At 51.9% G+C, this 23,359-nt stretch carries 18 protein-coding genes; 8 read left to right on the top strand and 10 right to left on the bottom strand.

Annotation, left to right across the window (positions count from 1 at the left end):
- Positions 1 to 116 precede the first annotated feature (116 nt).
- The 3 genes from AC6I8X_RS11775 to AC6I8X_RS11785 form a co-directional block, all read right to left on the bottom strand.
- Entirely contained in the window at positions 117 to 3,104 is a 2,988-nt protein-coding gene (locus AC6I8X_RS11775) for an OTU domain-containing protein (protein WP_497839836.1), read from the bottom strand.
- 191 nt (positions 3,105 to 3,295) lie between these two features.
- Positions 3,296 to 5,671 (bottom strand): OTU domain-containing protein, encoded by a 2,376-nt coding sequence (locus tag AC6I8X_RS11780; protein ID WP_497839837.1) that lies wholly within the window; start codon positions 5,669 to 5,671, stop codon positions 3,296 to 3,298.
- A 133-nt stretch (positions 5,672 to 5,804) separates the two neighbouring features.
- Complete coding sequence (locus tag AC6I8X_RS11785; RefSeq protein ID WP_497839838.1) at positions 5,805 to 6,230, bottom strand: hypothetical protein; 426 nt, start codon at positions 6,228 to 6,230, stop codon at positions 5,805 to 5,807.
- A gap of 290 nt (positions 6,231 to 6,520) precedes the next feature.
- Here AC6I8X_RS11785 and AC6I8X_RS11790 point away from each other — a divergent pair, with 290 nt between their 5' ends.
- A complete protein-coding gene (locus AC6I8X_RS11790) occupies positions 6,521 to 7,702 on the top strand; it encodes an ATP-grasp domain-containing protein (protein WP_497839839.1) in 1,182 nt (393 codons plus the stop codon).
- Positions 7,699 to 8,844: a Gfo/Idh/MocA family protein gene (locus tag AC6I8X_RS11795; RefSeq protein WP_313687671.1), complete on the top strand. Its 1,146-nt coding sequence runs from the start codon at positions 7,699 to 7,701 to the stop codon at positions 8,842 to 8,844. Before AC6I8X_RS11790 ends, AC6I8X_RS11795 begins: the two co-directional genes overlap by 4 nt.
- 55 nt (positions 8,845 to 8,899) lie before the next feature.
- On the opposite strand, the gene vioA is transcribed toward AC6I8X_RS11795, so the two are convergent.
- The 3 genes from vioA to AC6I8X_RS11810 form a co-directional block, all read right to left on the bottom strand.
- Positions 8,900 to 10,051: a dTDP-4-amino-4,6-dideoxy-D-glucose aminotransferase VioA gene (gene vioA, locus AC6I8X_RS11800; protein WP_313687673.1), complete on the bottom strand. Its 1,152-nt coding sequence runs from the start codon at positions 10,049 to 10,051 to the stop codon at positions 8,900 to 8,902.
- Entirely contained in the window at positions 10,051 to 13,506 is a 3,456-nt protein-coding gene (locus tag AC6I8X_RS11805) for a glycosyltransferase family 2 protein (protein WP_497839840.1), read from the bottom strand. Before AC6I8X_RS11805 ends, vioA begins: the two co-directional genes overlap by 1 nt.
- Before the next feature lie 115 nt (positions 13,507 to 13,621).
- Positions 13,622 to 17,149, bottom strand: a complete 3,528-nt coding sequence (locus AC6I8X_RS11810) for a glycosyltransferase (RefSeq protein WP_497839841.1) — start codon at positions 17,147 to 17,149, stop codon at positions 13,622 to 13,624.
- On the opposite strand from AC6I8X_RS11810, the gene AC6I8X_RS11815 reads away from it, so the two are divergent.
- The gene (locus AC6I8X_RS11815; protein ID WP_299449584.1) at positions 17,148 to 17,282 is read left to right on the top strand and encodes a hypothetical protein; all 135 of its coding nucleotides are present in this window, start codon (positions 17,148 to 17,150) and stop codon (positions 17,280 to 17,282) included. The two genes, AC6I8X_RS11810 and AC6I8X_RS11815, sit on opposite strands and share 2 nt — an antisense overlap.
- Before the next feature lie 40 nt (positions 17,283 to 17,322).
- On the opposite strand, the gene AC6I8X_RS11820 is transcribed toward AC6I8X_RS11815, so the two are convergent.
- Positions 17,323 to 18,630: a FliC/FljB family flagellin gene (locus tag AC6I8X_RS11820; RefSeq protein ID WP_313688139.1), complete on the bottom strand. Its 1,308-nt coding sequence runs from the start codon at positions 18,628 to 18,630 to the stop codon at positions 17,323 to 17,325.
- 338 nt (positions 18,631 to 18,968) lie between these two features.
- Here AC6I8X_RS11820 and fliD point away from each other — a divergent pair, with 338 nt between their 5' ends.
- Genes fliD through fliT form a run of 3 tightly spaced genes read left to right on the top strand, consistent with a single transcriptional unit; the run spans position 18,969 to position 21,170 of the window.
- Complete coding sequence (fliD, locus tag AC6I8X_RS11825) at positions 18,969 to 20,393, top strand: flagellar filament capping protein FliD (RefSeq protein WP_313688141.1); 1,425 nt, start codon at positions 18,969 to 18,971, stop codon at positions 20,391 to 20,393.
- Between the two features lie 10 nt (positions 20,394 to 20,403).
- Positions 20,404 to 20,811, top strand: a complete 408-nt coding sequence (fliS, locus tag AC6I8X_RS11830) for a flagellar export chaperone FliS (RefSeq protein ID WP_299449581.1) — start codon at positions 20,404 to 20,406, stop codon at positions 20,809 to 20,811.
- Positions 20,811 to 21,170, top strand: a complete 360-nt coding sequence (gene fliT, locus AC6I8X_RS11835) for a flagella biosynthesis regulatory protein FliT (protein WP_313688144.1) — start codon at positions 20,811 to 20,813, stop codon at positions 21,168 to 21,170. The genes fliS and fliT overlap by 1 nt, the downstream gene beginning before the upstream one ends.
- Positions 21,171 to 21,234: 64 nt before the next feature.
- Here the strand turns inward: fliT and yedD are convergent, their stop codons facing one another.
- A complete protein-coding gene (yedD, locus tag AC6I8X_RS11840; protein ID WP_497839842.1) occupies positions 21,235 to 21,702 on the bottom strand; it encodes a lipoprotein YedD in 468 nt (155 codons plus the stop codon).
- A gap of 180 nt (positions 21,703 to 21,882) precedes the next feature.
- Here yedD and AC6I8X_RS11845 point away from each other — a divergent pair, with 180 nt between their 5' ends.
- Positions 21,883 to 22,206 (top strand): DUF6388 family protein, encoded by a 324-nt coding sequence (locus AC6I8X_RS11845; protein ID WP_497839843.1) that lies wholly within the window; start codon positions 21,883 to 21,885, stop codon positions 22,204 to 22,206.
- Positions 22,207 to 22,393: 187 nt separating this feature from the next.
- On the opposite strand, the gene iraP is transcribed toward AC6I8X_RS11845, so the two are convergent.
- On the bottom strand, positions 22,394 to 22,687 hold the full coding sequence (gene iraP / locus AC6I8X_RS11850) for an anti-adapter protein IraP (protein WP_084875588.1): 294 nt from the start codon (positions 22,685 to 22,687) through the stop codon (positions 22,394 to 22,396).
- Between the two features lie 126 nt (positions 22,688 to 22,813).
- Here iraP and AC6I8X_RS11855 point away from each other — a divergent pair, with 126 nt between their 5' ends.
- Positions 22,814 to 23,053 (top strand): DinI-like family protein, encoded by a 240-nt coding sequence (locus tag AC6I8X_RS11855; RefSeq protein ID WP_084875590.1) that lies wholly within the window; start codon positions 22,814 to 22,816, stop codon positions 23,051 to 23,053.
- 17 nt (positions 23,054 to 23,070) lie between these two features.
- Here AC6I8X_RS11855 and AC6I8X_RS11860 read toward each other — a convergent pair whose 3' ends face one another.
- A complete protein-coding gene (locus AC6I8X_RS11860) occupies positions 23,071 to 23,337 on the bottom strand; it encodes a hypothetical protein (protein WP_084875593.1) in 267 nt (88 codons plus the stop codon).
- Between the last annotated feature and the right edge of the window lie 22 nt (positions 23,338 to 23,359).

The raw sequence follows: 23,359 nt of genomic DNA on the forward strand, positions 1-23,359 counted from the left end.
TAATTGGTGTGATTCTGAAAGGGGTTATCGGCAGATTAGGCGGGTTCTGTAACAGGATGGTTACTTTTTTTATGGTAGCGGCACGCTGAATCGTGCCGCTGCGGAAAGATAACCTGTCAGACAGAATTTTGGCGGGTTTCCTGCGCTTTATGCAACGCTAAAATTTGTTTAGCAAGACGCTCTAGCGCTTCCCTGTTTTCTGAATCGGTCGGTAAACGACCGTAAGTATCGTAGAAAATCGACGCTTCAGAATCAATAATGGCGCGCAGTGCGGAAAAACTGGTGTTTTCAAAACGGAAAAATTCACCGAGTGATACCCCTTCGCCATCGTAAACCTCTAAATAATCCGGACGCAGCAACAGCCAGGGTTCATTTGGCTGATCGGCGGGTGGTATGAAACTGACCACTCCGTTCGGTTGATAATAAGCGACAAAGTCGTGCACCGCGTTTTCCTCAATCACCATTATATTCACATGCCGGGCCAGATAGCTGTAGAGCTGCGGCCCCGTAATCGCATCAATGGTTGCTTGCAATACCTGAAAACGCTCTGCGAAACTGGCCCGCCTGGTTTTATCCAGCGCTAGCGAGGACACCAGCTTTTTCCAGTCCGCGTGAGGATGATAAGGAGGCTCGCCTTCGGCACGTTCTTCATTGATCTTTGCAGCAATATCAAGGATACCCCTCCCGCCATCCACACCATTTGGGAATAAAAACAGCAGATATGCCAAATCATCCAGTTTCAGTGATAGCCTTTCCAGTGTGTAGGGATACAGGCCATCCTGAATTAACTTCCCAATTTGGTGCTCGTCAAATTTTTCTCCATTAAGTTTTTTGCCAATATTTTTCAATGAAGTTAACAATAATAAACTATCATAGTCGTCGTTTTTCTCAGGATTTCTGAATGCGTGAAATAATAACTCAAGCGAATCATCGCTGAGACCATCCATCCAGTGAAAATCTATTTTCCCGGTGCGGGTTATTTCCGGGATATGCAGGTTACTCCAGAGACCAATACGATTGAGACGAAATATTGAGATAGCGAGATTATCTATTAATTCCTCCCTGAGCATTTTATAGCTTAATCCTTTATCCCCATAAGGGAGGCCTTCCAGATTCATATCGGTAATGGGCAAACCTTCACCGAGAATAAACGGTGCTGCGATCATATGCTGCCTCAGACTGGCCATACGGGCTGCACGATTGTTGCTGAGGTGATGCCTGATGCTTTTTTCGCTAAGATTGCCATCATAATACAACCCCCTCTCTTCTGGATTAATAATACTCCTCATCATAAATAACGGACTATTATATTCCGCATTCTCCTGTAGATTATTCATGGGAAGGCGTTGCATATAACGTAGCTCTAACAATCGCCTGTTCCGGTTAGCGACCAAATCCTCTTTAATTACTCCATCTCTGGCGACAACATCATCAAGATTGTCAGTGTAATTATAGTTTTCGATGCTATAGTTCTCGTCTAATTGCCGCTCATTCAGAAAGAAATGTCCTTCAAAATCGATGTTATTAACAAAGTGTGCCAGTTCGATCAAATCTTTCTCAAAGCACTCTTTTAAATTCTCTATCTGTTCCTGAACCGCGGATTCTTTTATGCGCAGGCAATCCTCGGGTAAATCAGGATCTTCTTCCGCATCCCGCACAATTTCCCCCAGGTCTTCCAGTGCGGTTCCCAATAATCCCGTTTTCTGTATCAATGTTGCGGCTTCTGCCTGCTCAAGGAAAGTCAGCAGCTGGTGGGGATTGATTCCGGGTTCTAACAGAACGGTCACGAGGTCATTGTTAATGGCATCAGCAAAAATCTTCAGTGAACTCATTTCCTTGATTTTTTGCCTGCTAACCTGCTCCTTAAAATCAAGGTTATGCAGACCCTCCTGCGCTCGCTCCATCTGTCGTTGTAAATGACCGAAGATCCTCTTTTGCTCCACCGGGTCATCTATCCAGTTGGCAATAGCTTCCTTTATTCCTGCCAATCTATTGGCATCGTAGATCGATAAAAAATGATGTAATACGTTTCTCAGAATCCTTAGGTCTTTTTCAGTAATGACTTGTGATGGTGTAAGATTTTTCCCGATAAAACTGCATAAATCCTTTTGCAATGACGTTGAGAAGTTATCCAGAATAGTATCCTTAACGTGTGGCTTACTTAGCGTAAGATCTGGCAAGAGATCTTCAAGCTTTTTTTCCTGCCCGGTTATATCTGGTGCCCGCTCCAACGGTGCTACCCGAACAAATTCCCGATAAATATCATAGTGATTTTCAATATGATCTGCTGTCTGACCTCTTAAATAAATCCAGGAGTCTTGATCGCCGTACAACGCCATGGATACTGAGCGGAACAAACAATTGCCATCGGCCGCCACATCATGCACGTAACCTGCGTTATCGATAAATTGATAATGCTCATAACCGCGAATCCTGACTCTTTGTAAATTAATGGTTCTCTGTGCATTCTGCTCCTGACCGGCATCAGCAATCATTCCCACATCAGCATCATAGATTCGGATTCGTATATTGCAGGCATTAGCCAGCGCATCCACTGCAATATCGATGGCATCATGATCCCATCTGCCTTCCTCGCGAATGCAACTTAATAAATTTTCTTTTGCTTTTTCGCTTTCACTTTTTTCTTTCGTCTGTAATGAAAGTTTTTCCAGCAACTGTGTGGCGTTTTTTTGGATCGATTTTTTTACTTTTGCATTATGTCTTGCTTCACTCCCTGATTTTAATATATCGCTCGCCCCCCAGCTGGGATCAAAGCGTTTACTTTTAACTTGCTCTTTGCGACCACAGGTAATCTCCATAACCGAAGACGGTCTTTTCTGCGCGATGCTAAATGGCGCTATTTTCTGAATTGAACGGATAAATTTACTGTCTGCATGGTTGCGGAAAGGGAAAGATTGACTGGCAGCAGAGGATAGATTCCGCTCTGGCCGGAGTGGTGGTGGCATAATGCGTGAAGCAATTGTTTCAGTGGTATTATTTAAAGATGCAACTGTTGTTATTTTTTTCAATGCAGGTGGACGGGTAGATAATGTGGACTGGCGATTAAAACTCACTAATGAATGAACATTATGAAAGTCTGGCATGATATATTCCTTATTAAGCCTTGATAATCCATCATTTAATCTGACGCCAGGCATATTTGCTCAGCGACATTACAACAGGCTTTTTATATTCCTGACGTGAAATAAAAAAACAGGTTTAGTTTTCCGATGCACCTCCTCTTTTTCTGACATATTAAGCAGCGGTGCGATAAAGCGCGCCGCTGCTGAGTTTTTTAACCTTTCAGCCGTGCTAAGATGTTCAACGCAAAACGTTCCAGCGCCTGCCGATTTTCCGCATCAGTGGGTTTGCGTCTGCTCACATTCGCCTGGCGAATAGCATCGATCTCAACAATAGCCCGCAGCACGGAAAAGTTGGAATTCTCAAACCGATAGAATTCTATCGGATCCATTGACCTTCCGTCATAGGCTTCGAGGGAATTAGAGCGCAGCACCACATAAGGTTGGGCTGGTTGTTCTGTCGGAGGGGTATGCGCCATCCGACCCGACGGGTCAAAAGAAGCCAAAAATTCCTGTGCCTCGCTTTCCTCAATAACGACGATTTTGCTTTGCTGGGCCAGATAGCGGTAGAACTCTGTAACCGGAATATTATCGATTCTTGCCTGTAAGACTTGCAGACGCCTTTCGAGTATTTCTTTGAACCTCCTCTTATTTGCCAGTGTGGTGACCAGCATTTTCCAGTCAGCGGTGGGGTTATAAGGTACTTCATCCTGCACACGTTCGTCATCGATCTGCGCGGCAATATCAATAATACCCCGTCCCCCATCGACACCATAAGGGAGCATAAATAACAGCCAGGCAAGTTCATCCAGTTTCAGCGAAAGTTTGTCCAGCGTGAACGGTTCAAGACCTGCCTCGATAAGCCCGGCAATCTGATGTTCATCGAATGTGCCCCCTTTGATTGTCTTACCGATACGCATTAAAGAGGAGAACAATAATAAGCTATCCAGTTCATCGTTTCTTTCCGGGTTTCTGAGTCCCTGAAATAAGGCCTCTAGCGTGTCATCCGCTAACCCGTCCATCCAGTGGAAATCCATAACACCAGTTCGGGTTATCTGGGGGATTATCGTATTACTCCAGAGACCAATACGATTCAAACGAAATGTTGAGATAGCCGGATTGTCGATCAATTCCCGGTTTAACACCTCAATACTCAGCCCTTTACAACCATAATTTAGGCCGTCCAGGTTCATATCGGTGACTGGACTGCCCTCACCGAAAATAAAAGGTGCACCTGCCATATGCTGCTTCAGGCTGCCAGTCCTTTCCGCACGGTTATTATTCAGATGAAGCCTGACACTTCTTTCGCTGATTTGGCCATCATAATATAATTCTCTCTGTTCCGGGTTGATCACACTCCTCACCATAAACAGCGGGCCGTTGTATACCACATCGTCAAAAAGATTGTTAACCGCCACGCGTTGCATAAAAAGCTTCTCTAATAAACGCCTGACCCGATGCGCGATAACATCTTTTTTGTTAACGCCCTCTCTGCTTACCACATCATCCAGTTTATCAGTGTGGTTATAATTTTCCGGGCTATAGTGCTCATCTAATTCCCGGTCACTCATCATGAAAAAACCCTGGACATCGATATCAGGATCAAACCGCGCCAGTTCTAGCAGACTTTCTTCAAAATCTTCTTTTAATTGCTCTATCTGACGCTGAACCGATGGCTCATTTATACGCAAGTACTCGCGTGGTAAATCGGGGTCTTCTGCCGTTCCCTGCAATATATCAGCCAGATCTTCACAGGTGGCACCAAGTAATCCGGCATCCTGGAGCAGATTGGCGGCTTCCGATGTCTCAAGGAAAGCCAGCAGCTGATGGGGGTTAACACCTGTACCCACTATAATGGTCACCAGATCATTGCAGACGGCCGTCGCGAAAATCTTCAGTGAATTAACATCTTTGTATTTTTGCTGACTGGCCTGCTCGCGAAACTCCAGGCAGCGCAAACTATGTTGAGAACGTTGTGCCAGTGCTTCTAAGCGCCCCAGCTGTCGTTTTTCCTCTACCGGGTCCAGCTGCCAGCGGGTAATCGCCTGCTTTATTTCAGCCAGCTTTTGCACATCAAAGATCGATAAAAAGTGATGTAGTACATTTCGCAAAGTAACTTCATCTGCTTCTGCAATCACCTGTACCGGCGTTACGCTCCGATCAATAAAACTGCATAGGTTCTTTTTCAAGTTTCTTGCGGTGATATCGAGAATGTTATCTTTTATATGCGGTCTGCTTTCCGTCAGTCCTGACAAGCGCTCATCCAATAACTCCTCTTCTGACGGCTCTGAAATAAATTCCTTATAATCCCCCCAATGATTCTCCACATAATTAGCCGTTTCATTCCTCAGATGACGCCAGGAATCTTCATCACCGTATAGCCCAAGCGATACTGAAGCAAAAAAACAATTTCCGTCTGCTGCCACATCGTGAACGACACCGGAATTATCGACCAATTGATAATGTTCCTGACCATACAGCCTGATTATTTGTAAATTTATCGTCTGTTGTGAATGTTGCGCATCCCCTACCTGAGTGGTGGAGCCCAAATCTGCATCATAAATATTCAGTCGAATATTGAATGCCTTCACCAGCGCGTCAACCGCAATATCAATTGCCTGATGATTCCATTTGCCAGATTGGCGTATGCTACTTAATACATCCTGTTTGAGTTGTTCATTCTGCTTGTTCTCACGCTTATTTAATGTGAGTTTCGCCAGCTGCTCAGCCGCATTTTTCCTGATGAATTTCTTTTACCGCCTGCTTTATATTATCTCCCGAGTACAATATATCCTGCACACCCCAATCACCGGTAACGCGCTGTTTTTTATTATTCATCTCGCGACGGCAATCCATTGCCTTTACCGGAGAGGGTCGCTGAGGTGCGGGATGAGTGACAGGCACCAGGGACCGAATAGAGCGGGTAAATTGATTATCCACTTTGCCACGAGAAGATAATACCGGTAAAGATAAACTGGTCGCGCGGGTTAAAACTCGATTAGGTAATAATTGTGGTGGTAATGACAGCCGGGCTGAACTATTCCCCAGGGATGTGACAGCTGTATTTCTGATATGTGATGTTGCTGGCGTAGATAATAGTGATTGCCGATTAAAACTGGCAAGCGAATTAACGTTATTAGCGTTTGGCATAATTATTCCTTATCAGACTGATTATAATCCATCATTGAATCTGACGCAGAGCACGTCAGCTTACCGGCAATTGCAGCCCCTTTTTACCTGAAATCACGCTCTCCTTCCCTGGAACTTGCTCACAAACTGACCTGCGTCACGGTTTTATCTGCCCGTTACAGCAACTTGCCGCCATACCACGCGGGAACCCGGCAAATCAGGGCAAAAAGCCCGTCTGTTTAAGCCATTGTTCCCCGGGTCAGTTGCATAAAATAAAGCCGTTAAATTTACTCAGGCTAAGGTTGGACGCCATGTCTTCACCCTCACGGGCGCTGCTGCTGGATGCGGGATTCGCATCGCTGCCCTTTCTCGATGTTTTACGCCAGCAGGGTTACCGCACTGCGGTCTGTGGCAGTAAAAACCAGGACCCAGGCCATCGCTGCGCGGATGACAGCAGTCCGGTTAACTATGGTGATGTGCAACAGGTGATGGATCTGTGCCGCGAATGGCGCATTTCAGCGCTGCTGCCCGGCGTTACCGATGTGTCTTATCTCACCGGATCGCGCGTGGCGGAACAGCTTGGCTTTCCCGGATTTGACACCCCTGACGTCAGTGACACGTTGTTTCAGAAAGATCAGTTCCGTCGCTGGGCGCTGACCCATCATTTCCCGGTGCCCGCCGCGGTGGACCAGCTAAGTGAGAGCGAAACGCTCCCTTTACCATTAATCGTGAAACCCGTGGATGCGTACAGCGGACTGGGAATTACGCATATCAGCGAACGCGCACAGTTACCCGCCGCTTTTGCTGCTGCCCGCCAGGCATCGCGCAGCGGCGAGGCGCTGATTGAACAATTTATTCAGGGTTCGCTGCACAGCCATTCCGCGTTTATCCGCAACGGTGAAATCGTCTGCGAATTCTTTGTCGATGAGTTTTGCACCGTTTACCCGTGGCAGGTTAACAGCAGCTCCCTCACCACCCAGCTCAGTTGCGCAATGCAGGATCGGGTCAGTGATTGTCTGGCGACGCTAACCGCACAACTTGGTCTGGTTGATGGTCTGCTGCACACCCAGTTTATGACTAACGGCAACGATTTTTGGTTGATCGAACTGACGCGCCGTTGCCCTGGCGATCTCTACAGCCGCCTGGTCAGCCTCTCCACCGGAGTGCCTTACTGTAGCCACTTCGTCGCCCCTTTTATCAGGCTGGACGACCATTTTGATCAGCGCCGTCCGGTGCGTCAGCGTTTTATTGCCCGTCATACCGTTTCGGTGGCCCAGCCGACCCGTTTCCCTGGCTTCCATTTCGCGGCGCTGCCGGCACAGATTCTTGATGTGATCCCGCTGAAAATGCCAGGCGACGCGCTGGAGGCCGCACCACGCGATCGCGCGGGTCTGGTGTTTGCCGAATGCGACAGCCTGACCACGCTGGCAGAGTTGACTCCTCATCTGAACCAATATCTCAACCCGTCGATACAACAGGAGAGATCATTATGACCCAGCCACTCAAGCTGGCCTTTCTCGGTGGCGGGATGAATTCCGCCATCGGCCAGACGCATAAAATTGCCTGCCAGATGGATGGCGAGTTCCAGCTGGTCGCCGGTTGTTTCAGTCGCGATGCGCAAATCAACCAGCAAACGGCACAGGCGTGGGGGATCCCGGCAGAACGCCTGTATGGCCATTACGAGGCGTTACTGGCTGCCGAACATGACCAACTGGACGCCGTGGTGATTTTACTACCGACACCCCATCATCTCGATGTGATCGTGCGCTGTCTGGAATACGGCGTCGCCGTGATTTGTGAAAAAGCGCTGGTCGAGTCCGTCGCCAGCGCCCAGCTGGTGCACCGTACCCTGCAACGCACCGGTGGTCGTCTGTATGTCACCTATAACTACAGTGGCTACCCGATGGTGCGCGAACTGCGTCAGCGCATCGCGGATGGCGAGCTCGGCGATATTCAGCAAGTGCTGGTGGAAATGCCGCAGGAAGGCTTTAGTCGCCGCAATCCGGCCGGTGAAGTCGCTCGTCCGCAAAGCTGGCGACAATCTGACGGCGTGATCCCAACTGTCTCTCTCGATCTCGGTGTACATGTCCATCAGCTGGTGGATTTTGTCGCGCAACGCCGGGCAACCGATGTGTATGCCATCAATAGCCACTTCACCTCGCTGCCCAATATCATCGATACCGTACATGCCGTTTCCCGTTATGAAGACGGCCTGGTGTGCCAGTATTGGTATGGCAAAGCCGCACTGGGTTACCGCAATGGCTTACGCATCCGGGTGATGGGTGATAAAGGCAGTGCCGAATGGCTCCAGGTCGAACCGGAGACCCTGAAGCTCACCAACGCACAGGGGCAGGTCACGTTAATTGATCGTACCGATAACGCCAACCGCATCGCCAATCTGCCGCGCTACTGCCGCTTCAAAGCCGGTCATCCTGCCGGGTTTATCGAAGCCTTTGCCAATTATTACGTGGATATCGCGCACAGTTTGCGCGGTGAGCATAATGATTACAGCCAGGGTATTGATACCGCGTTGAGTGGCTTAACCTTTCTCGAGAAAGCGCAGCGCAGTGCTGCACTGCATCAACCGGTTACGCTGCTGGATCTGCTCAGCCAGCCGGTTACCGCCGCCAGCTAACCCTGCAGTAACCGCATCTCCCCCGCGTCAGGGGAGATGCTCTCTTCGTCTGTCTTCAGGCTGCCGCGATCTGGCTGGCTGCCAGCACGATATCAATGATACGCGTCTGCTCAGCTTCGGTCAGTGTCGGATGGATCGGCAGGCACAGGACCTGTTGCGAGGTTTCGGTCGCCACCGGCAAGTTGTCGGGATGGGATGAATCGTAGCCTTTGTACATCGGGAACTGCGATATCAGTGGGTAGAAATAACGACGCGCATAAATCCCGGCATCTTTCATGCGCTGGTACAGTTCATCACGCGACAGCGGGAAGTGTTCCGGATGGATAAACAACGGACAGTAGGCATAATTCCACTCGGTTTGCGCATCGCTATACAACAGTGATACACCGGGTACAGAAGCCAGTGCCGCAACGTAGCGCTGATAGATCTGCTGGCGCACCGCAAAGGCAGCATCAACGTGTTTGAGCTGTAACATACCAAATGCCGCCTGGAATTCGCTCATTTTGCCGTTAATACCCGCCGCTACCACGGTGGTTTCATCAGCAAAACCGAAGTTTTTCAGATAATCGATGCGACGTTTGATTTTCTCATCAGGACAGATAATCGCCCCGCCCTCAAAGGTATTAAACACCTTAGTGGCGTGGAAACTCAGCACCGATAAATCGCCATGATTCAGGATGCTGACGCCTTCACGCTTCACCGCGAAGGCATGCGCAGCATCATAAATCACCCGCAGGCCATAGGTATCGGCAATACGCTGAATCGCATCGGTATCGCACGGAATACCGTAGCAATGTACCGGCATGATGGCGCTGGTTTGTGGCGTAATGGCCGCTTCAATTTTGGCCGGATCGAGGTTACAGGTCACCGGATCAATATCGACAAATACCGGTTTGATGCCGTTCCACAGCAGTGAGTGCGAGGTGGCGACAAAGGAATAAGGCGTGGTGATCACTTCTCCGCCGATGCGTAATGCCTGTAGCGCCGTCATTAAGGCCAGCGTGCCGTTAGAGAACAGGCAAATATGTTTGACCCCAAGGTACTCCGCCAGCGCCGCTTCCAGCGCCTGATGGTACGGACCGCCGTTGGTCAGATATTTGCTCTGCCAGATATTCTCCAGATATGGAATAAACTCTTCCAGCGGCGGCAATAACGGACTGGTGACCAGAATGTTTTTATTGTCGTAATGTGGCGCAATCTTTTTCATCAAAACCCCCTGTGGGCGGTGTCACGGTCAGGAAAATGGATACCCGCCTGCTGCCAGAAGCGCGTTAGTCCGGCTTCCGTCAGTTGATACGCGGGATCAAGCGCCGGAACCGGCGGCCATTCAGCCTGCTGGTGCCAGTCGCGAAGTGCGGTAATCCAGAGATTCTGTTTATTACGGATATGGCTCGCCGATCCGCGATGCCGCAGCGAAGCGATGTCGCTGCACAACACCGGCAGACCCGCCGCCTGATAATGGAGTAATGACAAATCATTTTTGCCACGGTTTTCGTCCAGATTGAGACGAAACAGCACCGCCATGTTGACCTGCAGGCTGGCGAGTTCGTTGACCGAAACCGGACCCGGCGCAGCACGATGGATTTCGCCGATCGACCCGAGCCAGCTGGCTGGCGCTTCACCACGGATCACCCAGTCGATAAACGCTGAGGTTTCGCTCACGATGCTGGCAAAAAAGCGCACATCGGCAGCGCTGAGTTCACCGGTGTCACACAACACGCGCAGGCGTGCGTGACGCGGTGCATGGGGGGGAGGTGTTTCTGGCATCATGACCTGCGACGGCAGCAGAAACGCGCTTTGCTTACGTTTTTGCAGCCAAAGCTGTGATTCTTCGCTCCACACCAGCCAGCCGTTCAGCCAGCTGGCCTGCAACAAATTCGAGCCGGATTGCTGGCTGACACTGGCTTCCGGCAGGACATAGCATTGGCAGCCGCTCAGGTTCACTAGCGACGCAATATTTTCCCGTTGTCGCTCGGCGACGTCGGCGGTAACGATCAACATATCCGGTTGCAGACGCAGCAGCACCCAGGGGGTAAAGGCGTCATAGGTCAGCAGTGCAATCTGTTGCTGCTGTGCCATCACACTCAGGATTTGCAGCAAGCGCGCGCTATTAGGCTTATGTTGATCGTCATGTACAAAAGCCACACGGGGAATGTTTGCCTCGCTAAAGGCAGGCCAGGTTTGTTTCAGGCTCTCATCAACGCTGAAAGGATCACCGTGCAACGAGTAATTAAGGGGATAAGCCGGATCGCATAGCAAGTCACGTCCCCAATGCTGGCGCAGCTGGCTGGCCTCTGGCGACGAAGGGTTGAATCCACGCGCATTGCCCTCGGTTGCCACCACACTGTGCGGTGTCCAGATACTGCGATAACCCGCCTGGGCAATTTTCAGCGCAAAGTCGATTTCTGCCACGGCAGGATCGCGATAGCTTTCGTCCAGCCCACCCGCCTGCTGCCAGCAATGCTGCCGGATCAACAGGCACTGAGCATTGAGCAGCCGTGACTGACGATCGCTTTGCAGATAACCGCCCATTGCCGATGAATCCCAGCGTTCACCGTGACCAATATGTGCCGCCAGCCCGCGATAACCGGCAATAACGCCCGCCGAGAGGATATGCTGTTCGGTGTGGATTAACTTTGGCCCCACCATCGCCACTTCCGGGCGCAGCGCATGGTTCATCAACGCTGCCAGCCAGTTATCCAGCAAGAAGATCAGCTGCGGCTCAATAAAGCACAGAAACTCGCCGGTGGCCTGCGTTGCTGCCGCATTACGCAGTGCAACAGGCTGCCAGCCGGTGGCTACCTCAATCACGCGAATGCGTGCTGGATCGATGGTTGCCAGCCCTGCCAGCCAGGTATTCAGGGTGCTGTCTTCATGCTGATGATTCACCACCAGCAGCTCGGTATGCGGCCAGTTGTTATGTTGCAGCAGGCTGGTGATGGCACGCTCCAGCTCTGCCAGCGAATTGCCTGCCAGCAGGATCAGCGAGACCAGCGGCATTGCGGTATGTCCATACAGCAGCTGCAGCGTCTGACCTGGCTGAATATGGACCTGAGCCGCGGGATACCCCATCAGCTGCAGGCCATGCTCCAGCACCCGCCCAGTCTCCAGACTTTCTGCTTCAGTCAACTGCGGTTCAGGCAAGATACACAGCGGGTCCGGGTAATGTCGGATCGTCTCAGCACCTGCGTGTAAGGTGATCTGCTGCATCAGAGCAACTTCAAATGCCTGCGGATATTGCCGTGCCTCACCCTGCCAGCGTTGCAGTGCCTGGCGTGACAACCAGCATCGCTTCAGATATGCCGCAGGTGCTGCACTGAACAGGTCCCAATCCCACTGGGGTTTCAGATGTGGCACCGCGGTACCTGCTGCGTTCAGCCACAGCTCGTCGCTGTACACCGCCAGTGCATCCGCTTGTCTGCTGAGAAAGTGGGCCAGTACCGGCCAGTTTTCCGCACTGTAAAAACTGCCAGTGGGGATGCAATGTAACCAATCATAGGTGGCTTCAACGCTGGCGTATTGCAGCCAGTTGAGCCACTCATCCGCCTGAATCGCCAGTATGTCCGCCGGCAGGGTTATATCCTGCGCCGCAATCACCACCACCTGCACAAACGCGGGCCGTTGCATCAGCGTGTCTAACGTCAGCAAGAGATGCTCAGGATGGTCGGGATCGTTAAACACCGCCACCAGGATACGCGGCGAGCTGGCTAACGCCAGCCTGTCATGCAGAGCGGGTGTCAGGCTACGTTGCACCAGCCAGTTTTCCAGTCGTCCCTGCCACAGCGCCCGCTGGTGCTGGCGCAGCTTCTGCTGGGTAATATCCACCAGCTGCTGGATCTGCGCCTGCGTCTGCTCACGTCGCTTCAGTAAGGTATCTCGCATCTGCCATAAATTGGCACGCACCGCCTCAAGCGTGGCGGGATGGTCATCCCAGCAGATACCGACAGCACCATTTTCCGCCAGCGTCGCTTCGGTCAGGGCATATTTTTCGTAACCCGCCGCCCTGAGCGCCACCACCGGGCTGCCACACAGAATGGCCAGCAAGGCGGTACCGGATGACTCAAAGGTATAAAACGTTCGCGCCGTTTTCAGCTTTGCTGCCAGTTCAGTCAGCGTCAGTGGATTGCGCATCGAGAGAATCTCAACGCCTGGCGGTAAGACGGAGAAATCAACCGCAGAGAGCGGTACACGGTTGAGATACAGAATGTCACAGCTTTTCTCTGGCTGATCGTCCTGGAACAGGTCGAGGTTATAGCACTCGATATTGAGCATGCGCGGATTCGCGTGTTTACCAGCAAATTCCGGGCGATACCAGAAAAACAGGTCATCAGCACCAGCTTCCAGGGCATTGCCGTTAATCACCCCTTCCTGGTTGAGCATGTAACGCACCACCATCGCTGCCTGATGAGGGTTGCCGCTTATCACTTCCGGGTAGATAGCGGTAAACAGGCCACCACGCAGCCGGTGATCCCGCAGTTCTTTACCGCTGACCACCGGTGTATTCCATGCCGGATTAACGGCGCAATTGACCATCCATGCCTGTCTGCCACTTTCATTCAACAGATGGCACAAGCGATGCATCACCTGTATGCCAGCCGAAGACTCGCGATAATCCGGCGCGATAATGAAATAAGGGAAGTTTTCGTCCTGAATGGTGGTCATCGTTGTGCGCTTCTTCTGTAGCTGATGTAGCCCGGCAAATATTCCCTATACTAGCGACCCCGCTGTGCCACCAATCCCCAAAACAAAGGGCAAAAACGGGGTATTTACGTCGTTATCAGACAGTCCAGGCTTTTAACCAGTTGTCCAGATGCGTACCGGTCAGCATCCACTCATCCCGCACCAGGGTTTGCAGTGCCAGACCATTGCGTTCGCTGGCATCCGCATCGCTGAGGTGCATACGGATCGCATCCACCCAGTCCTTAAAGCGGTTCTTAACGCGCGTGACCGGCAAATCAGTGTGGCGATAACATTCCACATCGCTACAGATCACGGGAATGCCACAGGCACCGTACTCCATCAGACGCAGATTGCTTTTGCAGACGTTAAAGATATTGTCTTCCACCGGTGCCAGCGCCAGATCGAGATTGAGCGCCGCCAATGCCGTCGGATAGAGACTGATGTCTACACCAGCATGATGTTCATGGACGTAAGGACGCAGTTTTTCCGGACACATGCCCATAAACACCCACTCCACCTCATTCGCCAGCGCCTTCACCACGTCGGCAATCATTTCCAGATCGCCCTGATGGCTGGAGCCACCGGCCCAGCCCACGCGCGGTTTGCGCCCCTGGCCGCGCAGGCTGTGCAGGTTGCCCCACCAGTTCACCGGCAGACGGTTCAGCACCACCTGGATATCGGGATGGAAAGTGGCGAGCGACTCCGCCAGTGGCGGTGTCGAAACCACAAAGCGGTCGAAGTAGCTCAGGCTTTTACGCAGCAGTCCGGAGATCTCCTGGCTGAAATTGGCACGGTTGTAATGCTTCATCGGCAGATTGAGGATGTAATCATCCAGTTCGAACACTTTGAACATATCCGGCATCTTACCCGCACGTTCGATCCACGTATGAAAAGCCGGAGCGTAACGGCGCTGGATGATCAGGCTGTCGGGACGATACTGGGCAACTTCGCTCAGATTGAGCAAAGATAACGAGGCGTTGCCCTGCGCTTTTCCTTCCATTTGCATGGCATACAGCGGTTGCAACATGCGGTAATGACCGCAACCCGCCGTATCAGAGTGATGCAGCAGCAACTGCGGCAGCACGGCTCGTTGCACCGGACGCCAGCTCATTTCGCTGTCATTGCTGATATCAAAGTGTCGGCTGCGCAGAGACAGATTGGTGTTATAAGCCGGGTCATGCCCCACCAGCGGCAGCCAGCGTTGCAGCAACGTGTCTTCTTCCTGCTGCCTGAGCTGGGCGGCAGTCTTGAGGGTGACACCCGCAAAGGGACTTTTGCGTTCGGCGGCACGCATGATACGTGCGTAAGGCGTCCAGACCGTGAGATAACCCTGTTCGCGCGCGCGCAAACACAAATCCACATCGCTAAACAGCGGCTGGCTTTCGTCGAAACCGTTAAGCGCCGCGAACACGGCAAAACGCACCAGCATAAAATCACCAGACACGGCGCTGTAATTCTGATCGAGATGCAGGCGACCCAGCGCACTGGGATCTTTATCATCATGGCCACGCAGCACATCACCCACCACGCCATTAATGCCCAGAATATACCCCGCGTGACGGACTTTATTATTGGTGGAGAGCTGCTTACCGCCAACAATCGCCACCTCCGGACGCTGCCCATGATTGAGCAGATTATCCAGCCAGTCGCCATCGGCAATCGCCAGCTCACTGTGCATAAACATCAGGTATTCACCCAGTGCCTGCTCTGCTGCCAGATTGCTCATCGCACCCTGATGCCACGGATGCGGATAGTGAATGACGCGAATACGTTGTGGATCCACCGTGGCAATGGCACTCAGCCAGTTGTCGCGTTCCGGGCTGTGCTGATCGTCAGCCACAATCAGCAGCTCATAATGCTGATAACGCGTCTTCTCCATCAGGGTGGTCACACAGGTAATCAACGCGGGCAGACTTTGCCCGGCGAGGATCACGATCGAGACTTTTGGCTGCGCCTCGTGGTTGTAGCGCAGGCGATAGTTGTAGTAATTGTCGAGGGCAATTTCGGCATTGGCGTACCCCCGGTTTTGCAGGTGACGCTGGATAATCCCGGCATCCACCACCACCTCGCGTGCACGCAGGTGCGCCGTCACCAGCGGTTCCGCCAGGTGCCCGACGACATTCAATCCTTGTGATTCGATCAATTTCACGATCAAATCCAGCTCTGCCGCCTGCGGATAATTGAGGTCAAACCCTTCCGCTGCCAGCAGCAGTTCACGGCGGAACAGCCAGTGCTGGGCCATGGTTTTCGGCGAGCTGAGTAACATGTCGAGGTTGAAATCCGGGCGGAATGCCAGTCCGGAGGGTTCACCATTGATGAAGAAATACTCATCGGCATATAACGCCAGCACATCATCACGGGAGGGCAAGGTACTCGCCAGTGCGATCAGGCCAGAGGCATTAAAACGCGTTCCCGCCTCAACAAAGATAAACCAGTGGGCATCCTGATCGTTGATCAGTTGATTGATCACCGGCAAACGTTGATCGGCTGCGGCCGGAAACGCCAGCACACCCGCCTGATTATCGCTTACCGCACCGACCAGCATTGGGCGCAGCGTCAGTAATGGGGAAGAAAACGCCGCCAGCGATGTCACTGTTTCATCAAGCAGGGCCGCATTATCCGCGGTGACAGTGATCACCACCGCCACACAAACCGGTTGCGTGACTTCCGCACTCATTTGCATCAGGGCCGCCTGGTGAGCCGGAGTCAGCTGACGCACCGCATTCCAGTGGTTAAGGGTGCTGTTACTCAGCGCCTGATACTGCTGCTGGCGCATATTGTATTGCGTCGTCTGAGCCGGTTGCGTCAGCGAGGTCACCCTGACGATATCCGACGGACCTTTGGCATTGATATACCATGCCGCTTTACGCAACTGCTGAATCAGTTTCTCACGGGGGATGCGGATATGATCTTCCCCCTCTTTCATATGCGGTTGCACATACAAATCTGACACACGCACCGTGCACAGCGCCTGCGGAAACCACACCACATCCCCCTGCGGCAGTAGTTTGCTGTACAACACCATCGCACCAATTTCTGGCAGCGCCTCACCCTCAATGCTTAATAACGCACCGTTATCTGGCATGAGCGCCAGTAACATTTCCCGACGCATCAACGCAGCACTGAGATCACCGAGCAGGTTGTAGCCAAGACGACACTGGTAACGCAACAGGTCCATGCCCTTGATCACCCCCGGCTCCGGCAAAAACGCGGCGGTGGAGAGGATATCGGCCAGCGGTTCACCGGCTGCATCCATCCGGTTGCGTTTTGATAGCGCCAGTACCGCCTGGGGTGCCGTGTCTAATGCTCCAACCAGGGTACTGATGGCGTTGCTGGTCAACAGATCCGTATAACTCAGCACATTAATCAACTCACCCCGCGCTTCCCGAATCGCTTCGGCAATCACTTCAGGATGTCGTGACGGATAGACCAGATGGCGAACCGGATGGCCCGGCTGATTCAGATAAGGTTGTAGCAGTTGTGCGACAAATTCCGTACCGCTGACGTCAGCCACCAGGATTTCACAGTTGGGGTGATCCTGCGCCAGCGCACTGTTGAGTGCCTCTTCCAGCCAAACGGGAAAATGCGCCGTGATAATAATGCTGACAAGTGGGGAGTGGTTCATGATGGCCCTTCTCTGGCAATGGTTGCGTCAACCGTCATCGGCACGCAGCAAGACGATTTTTCCTTATCCTAAGGGTTACCAGCGAATTCAATCCGCCAAGCAGCGCCACGATTTTGTGGTTATTCAGCCATAAAAAAACCCCGCCGGAGCGGGGTTTGCAAGCCATTAGAAACTTACTGCAGCAGAGACAGAACCTGCTGCGGAACCTGGTTAGCTTTCGCCAACACGGAGTTACCTGCCTGCTGGATGATCTGTGCTTTAGACATGTTCGACACTTCTGTCGCGTAGTCCGCATCCTGGATACGGGACTGTGCTTCTGACAGGTTGGTCGTGGTGTTGTTCAGGTTGGTGATGGCAGAGTCCAGACGGTTCTGCACCGCACCCAGGCTTGAACGGTAGGTGTCAACCTGAGAGATAGCTTTGTCCAGCAGAGCCAGCGGGTCAGCAGTGGATGCACCAGCGAATTCTGCAGTCGCGGTGGTGGCACCGCTGGTGCTCAGATGAATGGCCATAGTACCGCTGGTTGATTGAGCGGCGTTATTGCTGTTCGCCAGCACGGTACCGCTTACTGCGTAGTTTTTGTCTTGCAGGGTGGTGTAAGCAGTCACATTACCGCTGCTGTCAGTACCCACTTTAATCAACTGACCACTCACGGTCGCCGGGCTGCCGCTCGACAGGCCATTCGCTGCGTCATCATAAGAAACGTCAACGGTGTTCAGTTCAACTTTACCTGCGTTGTTGCCAGAAGTACCGTCAGTATCAACAGATACAGAGTAGTAATCGCTGCCAGACTGTACCACGTATTCGCTGGTGCCAGAGATCTGGTGCAGAGACAGAGTACCGCTGCTCACGCCCAGTTTGCTTGCTACGTCAGTCAGGTCGATATCTTTCATCACGCCGGTGCCGGTATCAGCAACCTGAGTGATAGAGTCAGACACATCCAGAGAGTTTTTAGAGACGGAGAAGCCGCTCAGACCCAGAGTAGAAGAGTCAATCTGCTGCAGGTTGATATCGATGGTTTCGCCATCGTTAGAACCGACCTGGATGCTCATTGAACCGTTTTTAGACAGCACGTTCACGCCGTTGAAGGTGGTCTGGCCAGACACACGGTCAATTTCGTCGAGACGTGATTTGATTTCGTCCTGGATTGAAGACAGGTCAGAATCAGAGTTGGTACCGTTCTGTGCCTGTACAGTCAGTTCACGGATACGCTGTAAGTTGTTGTTGATTTCAGACAGTGCGCCTTCAGTAGTCTGCGCAGCAGAGATACCGTCGTTGGCGTTACGCGCTGCCTGAGTCAGGCCGTTGATGTTAGAAGTGAAGCGGTTAGCAATCGCCTGGCCCGCTGCGTCATCTTTAGCGCTGTTAATACGAAGACCAGAAGACAGACGCTCGATAGAAGTAGACAGAGCAGACTGGTTCTTGTTGATGTTGTTCTGAGTGATCAGCGAGAGGCTGTTGGTATTAATGACTTGGGCCATGATAAATATTCCTGTTAATCAAGTCTTTCGGTTAAGGTGTGGGCTTCAACCCGCCGGCTTCAGCGCCGTCAAAGTTGTTATCGTCTGCCTTTAAACAACCTTTAGATTTTTTTTAGTACCAGGCAAAAATTTTTCACTTCAGCCTGTCACGCTTATCTTTATCGCCCAGGTCCTGCACTTCTTTAGTGCTGAATGATCACTTTTCTAGCGTCAGAAATACCCTTCTCTATATACGCTATTCGCTTTATTACTCGCAGGTAAATAAATTTAAACTTTCCCCATCCAAAGCCGATAACCCCGGTATTCACTCTCCGTGTCGACATAAATAAGGAAACAACATGGCAGCAACGATTACTAACCTGGGTGTCGGTTCAGGCCTGAATTTAAGTGACATTTTAGACAGTCTGGAAACCGCCGAGAAAGCGTCATTAACACCGATCTCCAATCAGCAAACGGCGTACACCGCTAAACTGAGTGCCTATGGGACGCTGAAAAGTGCTTTGACGACGTTCCAGACAGCCAATACCGCGTTAAACAGTGCTGACCTGTTTACTGCAACAACCGCGACCAGCACTTCCAGCGCCTTTAGCGCCACCACGTCTGGTAACGTTGTCGCCGGTAATTACACTATCAGCGTATCTCAGCTGGCACAGGCACAGACGCTGACCTCCGCCACGCAAACCAGCAACAGCACCGCACTGGGCGATAGCTCGGCCAGCAGCCGCACCATGACGATTAAACTGGTGGATGGCACCAGTAAAGACATCACCCTGACCAGCGATCAGACCTCGCTGACCGGTATGCGTGATGCCATCAACAGCGCCGATGCCGGTGTCACTGCCACTATTATTAAAACCGGCGATAGCAGCTACCGTCTGTCACTGACCTCAACTGAAACCGGCAGCGATAATGCCGTCAGCAGCATCACGGTGACTGGCGATGATACGTTGCAGGGTATCGTCGGCTATGACGCCAGTGCCAGCAGCAACGTCATGACAGAAAGCGTTGCAGCGCAGAACGCCAAACTCACAGTGAATAACGTGGCGATTGAGAACAGCAGCAACACCATCAGTGATGCGCTGGAAGGGATTACGCTTAATCTGAACGATACCACCACCGGCAACCAAACGCTGGCCATCACTAAAGACTCATCGAAAGCAGATAACGCAATCACCAACTGGGTGAGTGCTTATAACGCCCTGCTGACGCAGTTCGACACCCTGACCAAATATACCGCGGTGGATGTGGGTTCAGATTCACAGGACTCCAGCAACGGCGCACTGCTCGGCGACAGTACCCTGCGTACCATTCAGACCCAGCTGAAAAGCATGTTGACCAATGCGCAGAGCTCATCCACGTATAAAACCCTGGCGCAAATCGGTATCACCACCGATCCGACAACCGGCCAGCTGGATCTGGATGCTGACAAACTGTCCACGGCGCTGAGCACCGATGCCGATGGCGTTAAACAGATGATTATTGGCGATGGTAAAACCACCGGTATTACCACCACCATTGGCAACAGTCTGACCAGTTGGCTCTCCACTACAGGTATTGTGCAATCGGCTACCGATGGTGTGAGTAAGACGCTGAACGACCTGACCGATCAGTACAACAACATGAGCACCCGCATTGATAACCTGATTGCGCGCTATAAAACGCAATTTACCCAGCTCGACGTCACTATGAGCTCGCTGAACAGCACCAGTACTTACCTGACTCAACAGTTCAGTACTTCATCCAGCAGTAGCTCATCCTCATAAGGAATGATTCATGTATAGCGCAAATGGCACAAAAGCCTATGCCAAAATCGGCGTTGAAAGCGCCGTCATGAGCGCCAGCCAGCAGCAACTGGTGGTGATGCTGTTTGACGGTGCGCTCAGTGCACTGGTTCGCGCCCGCCTGTTTTTACAGGACGGTAATATGGAGGGCAAAGGCCGCTCGCTCTCTCATGCGATCAACATTATCGAAAACGGACTCAAACAGGGTCTGGCAGACAGCAACGGTGATGAACTCACCGATAACCTGTTAGGGCTGTATGCCTACATGGTTCGCCGTCTGTTACAGGCTAATCTGCGTAATGACGTGGAAGCCATCGAAGAAGTTGAAGGCCTTCTGCGTAATATCGCCGATGCCTGGAAAGAAGTCGCTCAACCTCAACACCTTCAGGACGCCGTTTAATGACTATCGCACCGCATCTGATTGCCATTTATCAACAGTTACTCGATCTCAGCCAGGGAATGCTGCGCCTTGCCGCAGACGGCGAATGGGATGAATTGATTAAAAAGGAGTTGGAGTATGTCAGTGCGGTGCAACAGCTAGCCCGATCAACGCAGGATGCTGCACCTTCGCTGCAAACCCAGGAACAGTTGCGCCCGGTACTCCGCCATATCCTCGACAACGAGAGTGAAGTCAGACGTCTGTTGCAGGCTCGTATGGATGAACTGGCACAGCTGGTGGGGCAAACATCACGGCAGAAGTCGGTGATGGGCGCTTACGGCAAGCAAGGCAGCGTGCTGGTGCCGCGCGAATCGGTCTGATTTTTTACCCTCACGCAGCGGCAGTGAAAGATCATTTCCCCGCCGCTGCGTTTTTTTTCTGCTTTTATTGCTGCGCAACGCTCTGCGTCGGCCGCATAATTTCCGGCTCAATATTCTGAATCACCGCTTCATTTGGCCGCGCCGCCACTTCCTGTAAGGCCTGCTGACATTCCACTGTCGGGCGCTCCACTTTGCGCATGCGCAGACCATCGTAACGCAGCTCACCATTTTGCAGTCGCAGCGGCATCACGCGCACCAGACGCGTCACGTTGACCCACTGATCGTCAAAACGCGTCAATTTGCCCGGCTTGGCGATCACGCGTTGCCATTGACGACAATCCAGCGTATCCCCCTTAGCACCGATGATCAGACTCGCCATCGCCTGGTCACTGACAAGCTTGCTCTGCGGCCCTGTAGTTTGCCAGTAACCCTGCAATTCTGCCGGAGGCGGGGTTTTCACGGCGGCTTCATAGTTGTTAATCTGCGCACAACCGGTCAGCGCCAGCGCCGCCAGTATCATCCACTTTTTCATCTTCGGTCCCTACACTCGCTTCAATGGCGGCTACGTTATAATTTTTCCAGTGAGTTTCGCAAGCTATCTGCGCGCGGGTTGTTCGTATCACGCTCTTTTTCCGTCATAGAAGCGCGCCCGGGCGACAACCCGGCTGTGGCACGTTACACTACGCGCCGAGTCGATCAGCAGGAATTCCGCATGAAAACACCAGAACAATATTACGCCCAGGCGCGCGAGATGTTTTTTGCCGCCCACCCTGATTTCCAGTCCGCACTGGATGAACTGACGGAGCAGGATGCCCGGCAGGCGAGCATGACATTGGACGCCCTGCGCCAGTGGCACGCTGAACGTATCTACGCCGCATTTCTCCGTCAGAAAAATCTCGACGGTATGCTGTTTTCCATTCAACTCGCCGAGCCAGACAAGGACGTGGCGGCAACCGCTATCGAAACTTATCTGAAATCACACGCTACGGCGCTGGGAATGACGTGGGAAGAGTTCTGCATCAAAAACGAACTCTGACTCCACAGCACGATTTCATCTGGCCCTAAAAAGCTCAAAATGATCAGGATAAAGTTGTACAACTTAATAAAATCTGTATAACTTAATCTCACGACTTCGGTCGTAGATTGTCCTTGAACGAATGGTGCCTTTGCACCGCCTCTGGAGGTGTTGCTGGATTTCCACCTCCAGAGGTAAAATTTTTTTGCTACTCTTCGCGTTCAATCGCCTTCACTTCTACATAACGCGCCACGGCCAGCAGGCGGTTAATGTGCGTCAGCAACAGATCCACATCTGACTGCAAGAACTCCTGTGATGAGCGTGATGCCGTCACAATGGCGTCCTGCACCGTGTCACTGATGGTTAGCGAATTATCCTGTTTGGCCTGAATCAGCAGCGCAGCAATCAGCAGCGACTGTGCTTCCACCTGTGCCATGAGTTCTTTTGCTTCCACATCCATTTTTGCCATCTTGAGCAAAATATCGATGACCAATTGCCGCATGTTTACCCCCTGGAATGTAAAGTATCCTGATCAAAGATAATATTTTCGTCTTATCCCTTCCCGCCGCTTGATACTGTTTTTATTTACAGTAATATGACGCTCTGATTCATTAAATGGAATGCCCTGATGTTTGTGGAGCTGATTTACGACAAGCGCAACGTAGCGGGATTGCCCGGCGCGCGCGAAATGATTTTGCAGGAACTGGAAAAACGTGTGCAGCGGGTGTTTCCGGAAATTGAAGTGCGGGTTAAGCCGATGGAACGTAATGCCATCGAAACCGACATGAGTAAAAACGAGAAAGCCACCCTGGCACGTATCATCGAAGAGATGTTCGATGAGGCTGATATGTGGCTGGTGGCTGATTAACCACCAGCTCCATCGGCTTAGCTTTCCTGCTCACTATGATTGATGGCGATTTCCAGATCCTGAATCGCCTGATCAATATCATCCAGCAATTTTCCCTGCCTGTTGATCAACCCATCAAACCGGGTGGCATACTCTTTATCTTTATATTCACCCGCATCAAAGGCCAGCCAGTGACTGGAAAGCGTTTCAGTATTGGTTTGCGCGTAATGACGCATCTCTTTTAGCTGTGAGGTGACATCACGCAGGTAGTCAGTTTTGGTTTTGATTGCCTCTGAATCACTCATGCTATTTTCCTTTTTCTAAAAA

This window comes from Pantoea sp. X-Soil-TKNS-1280, assembly GCF_059730475.1.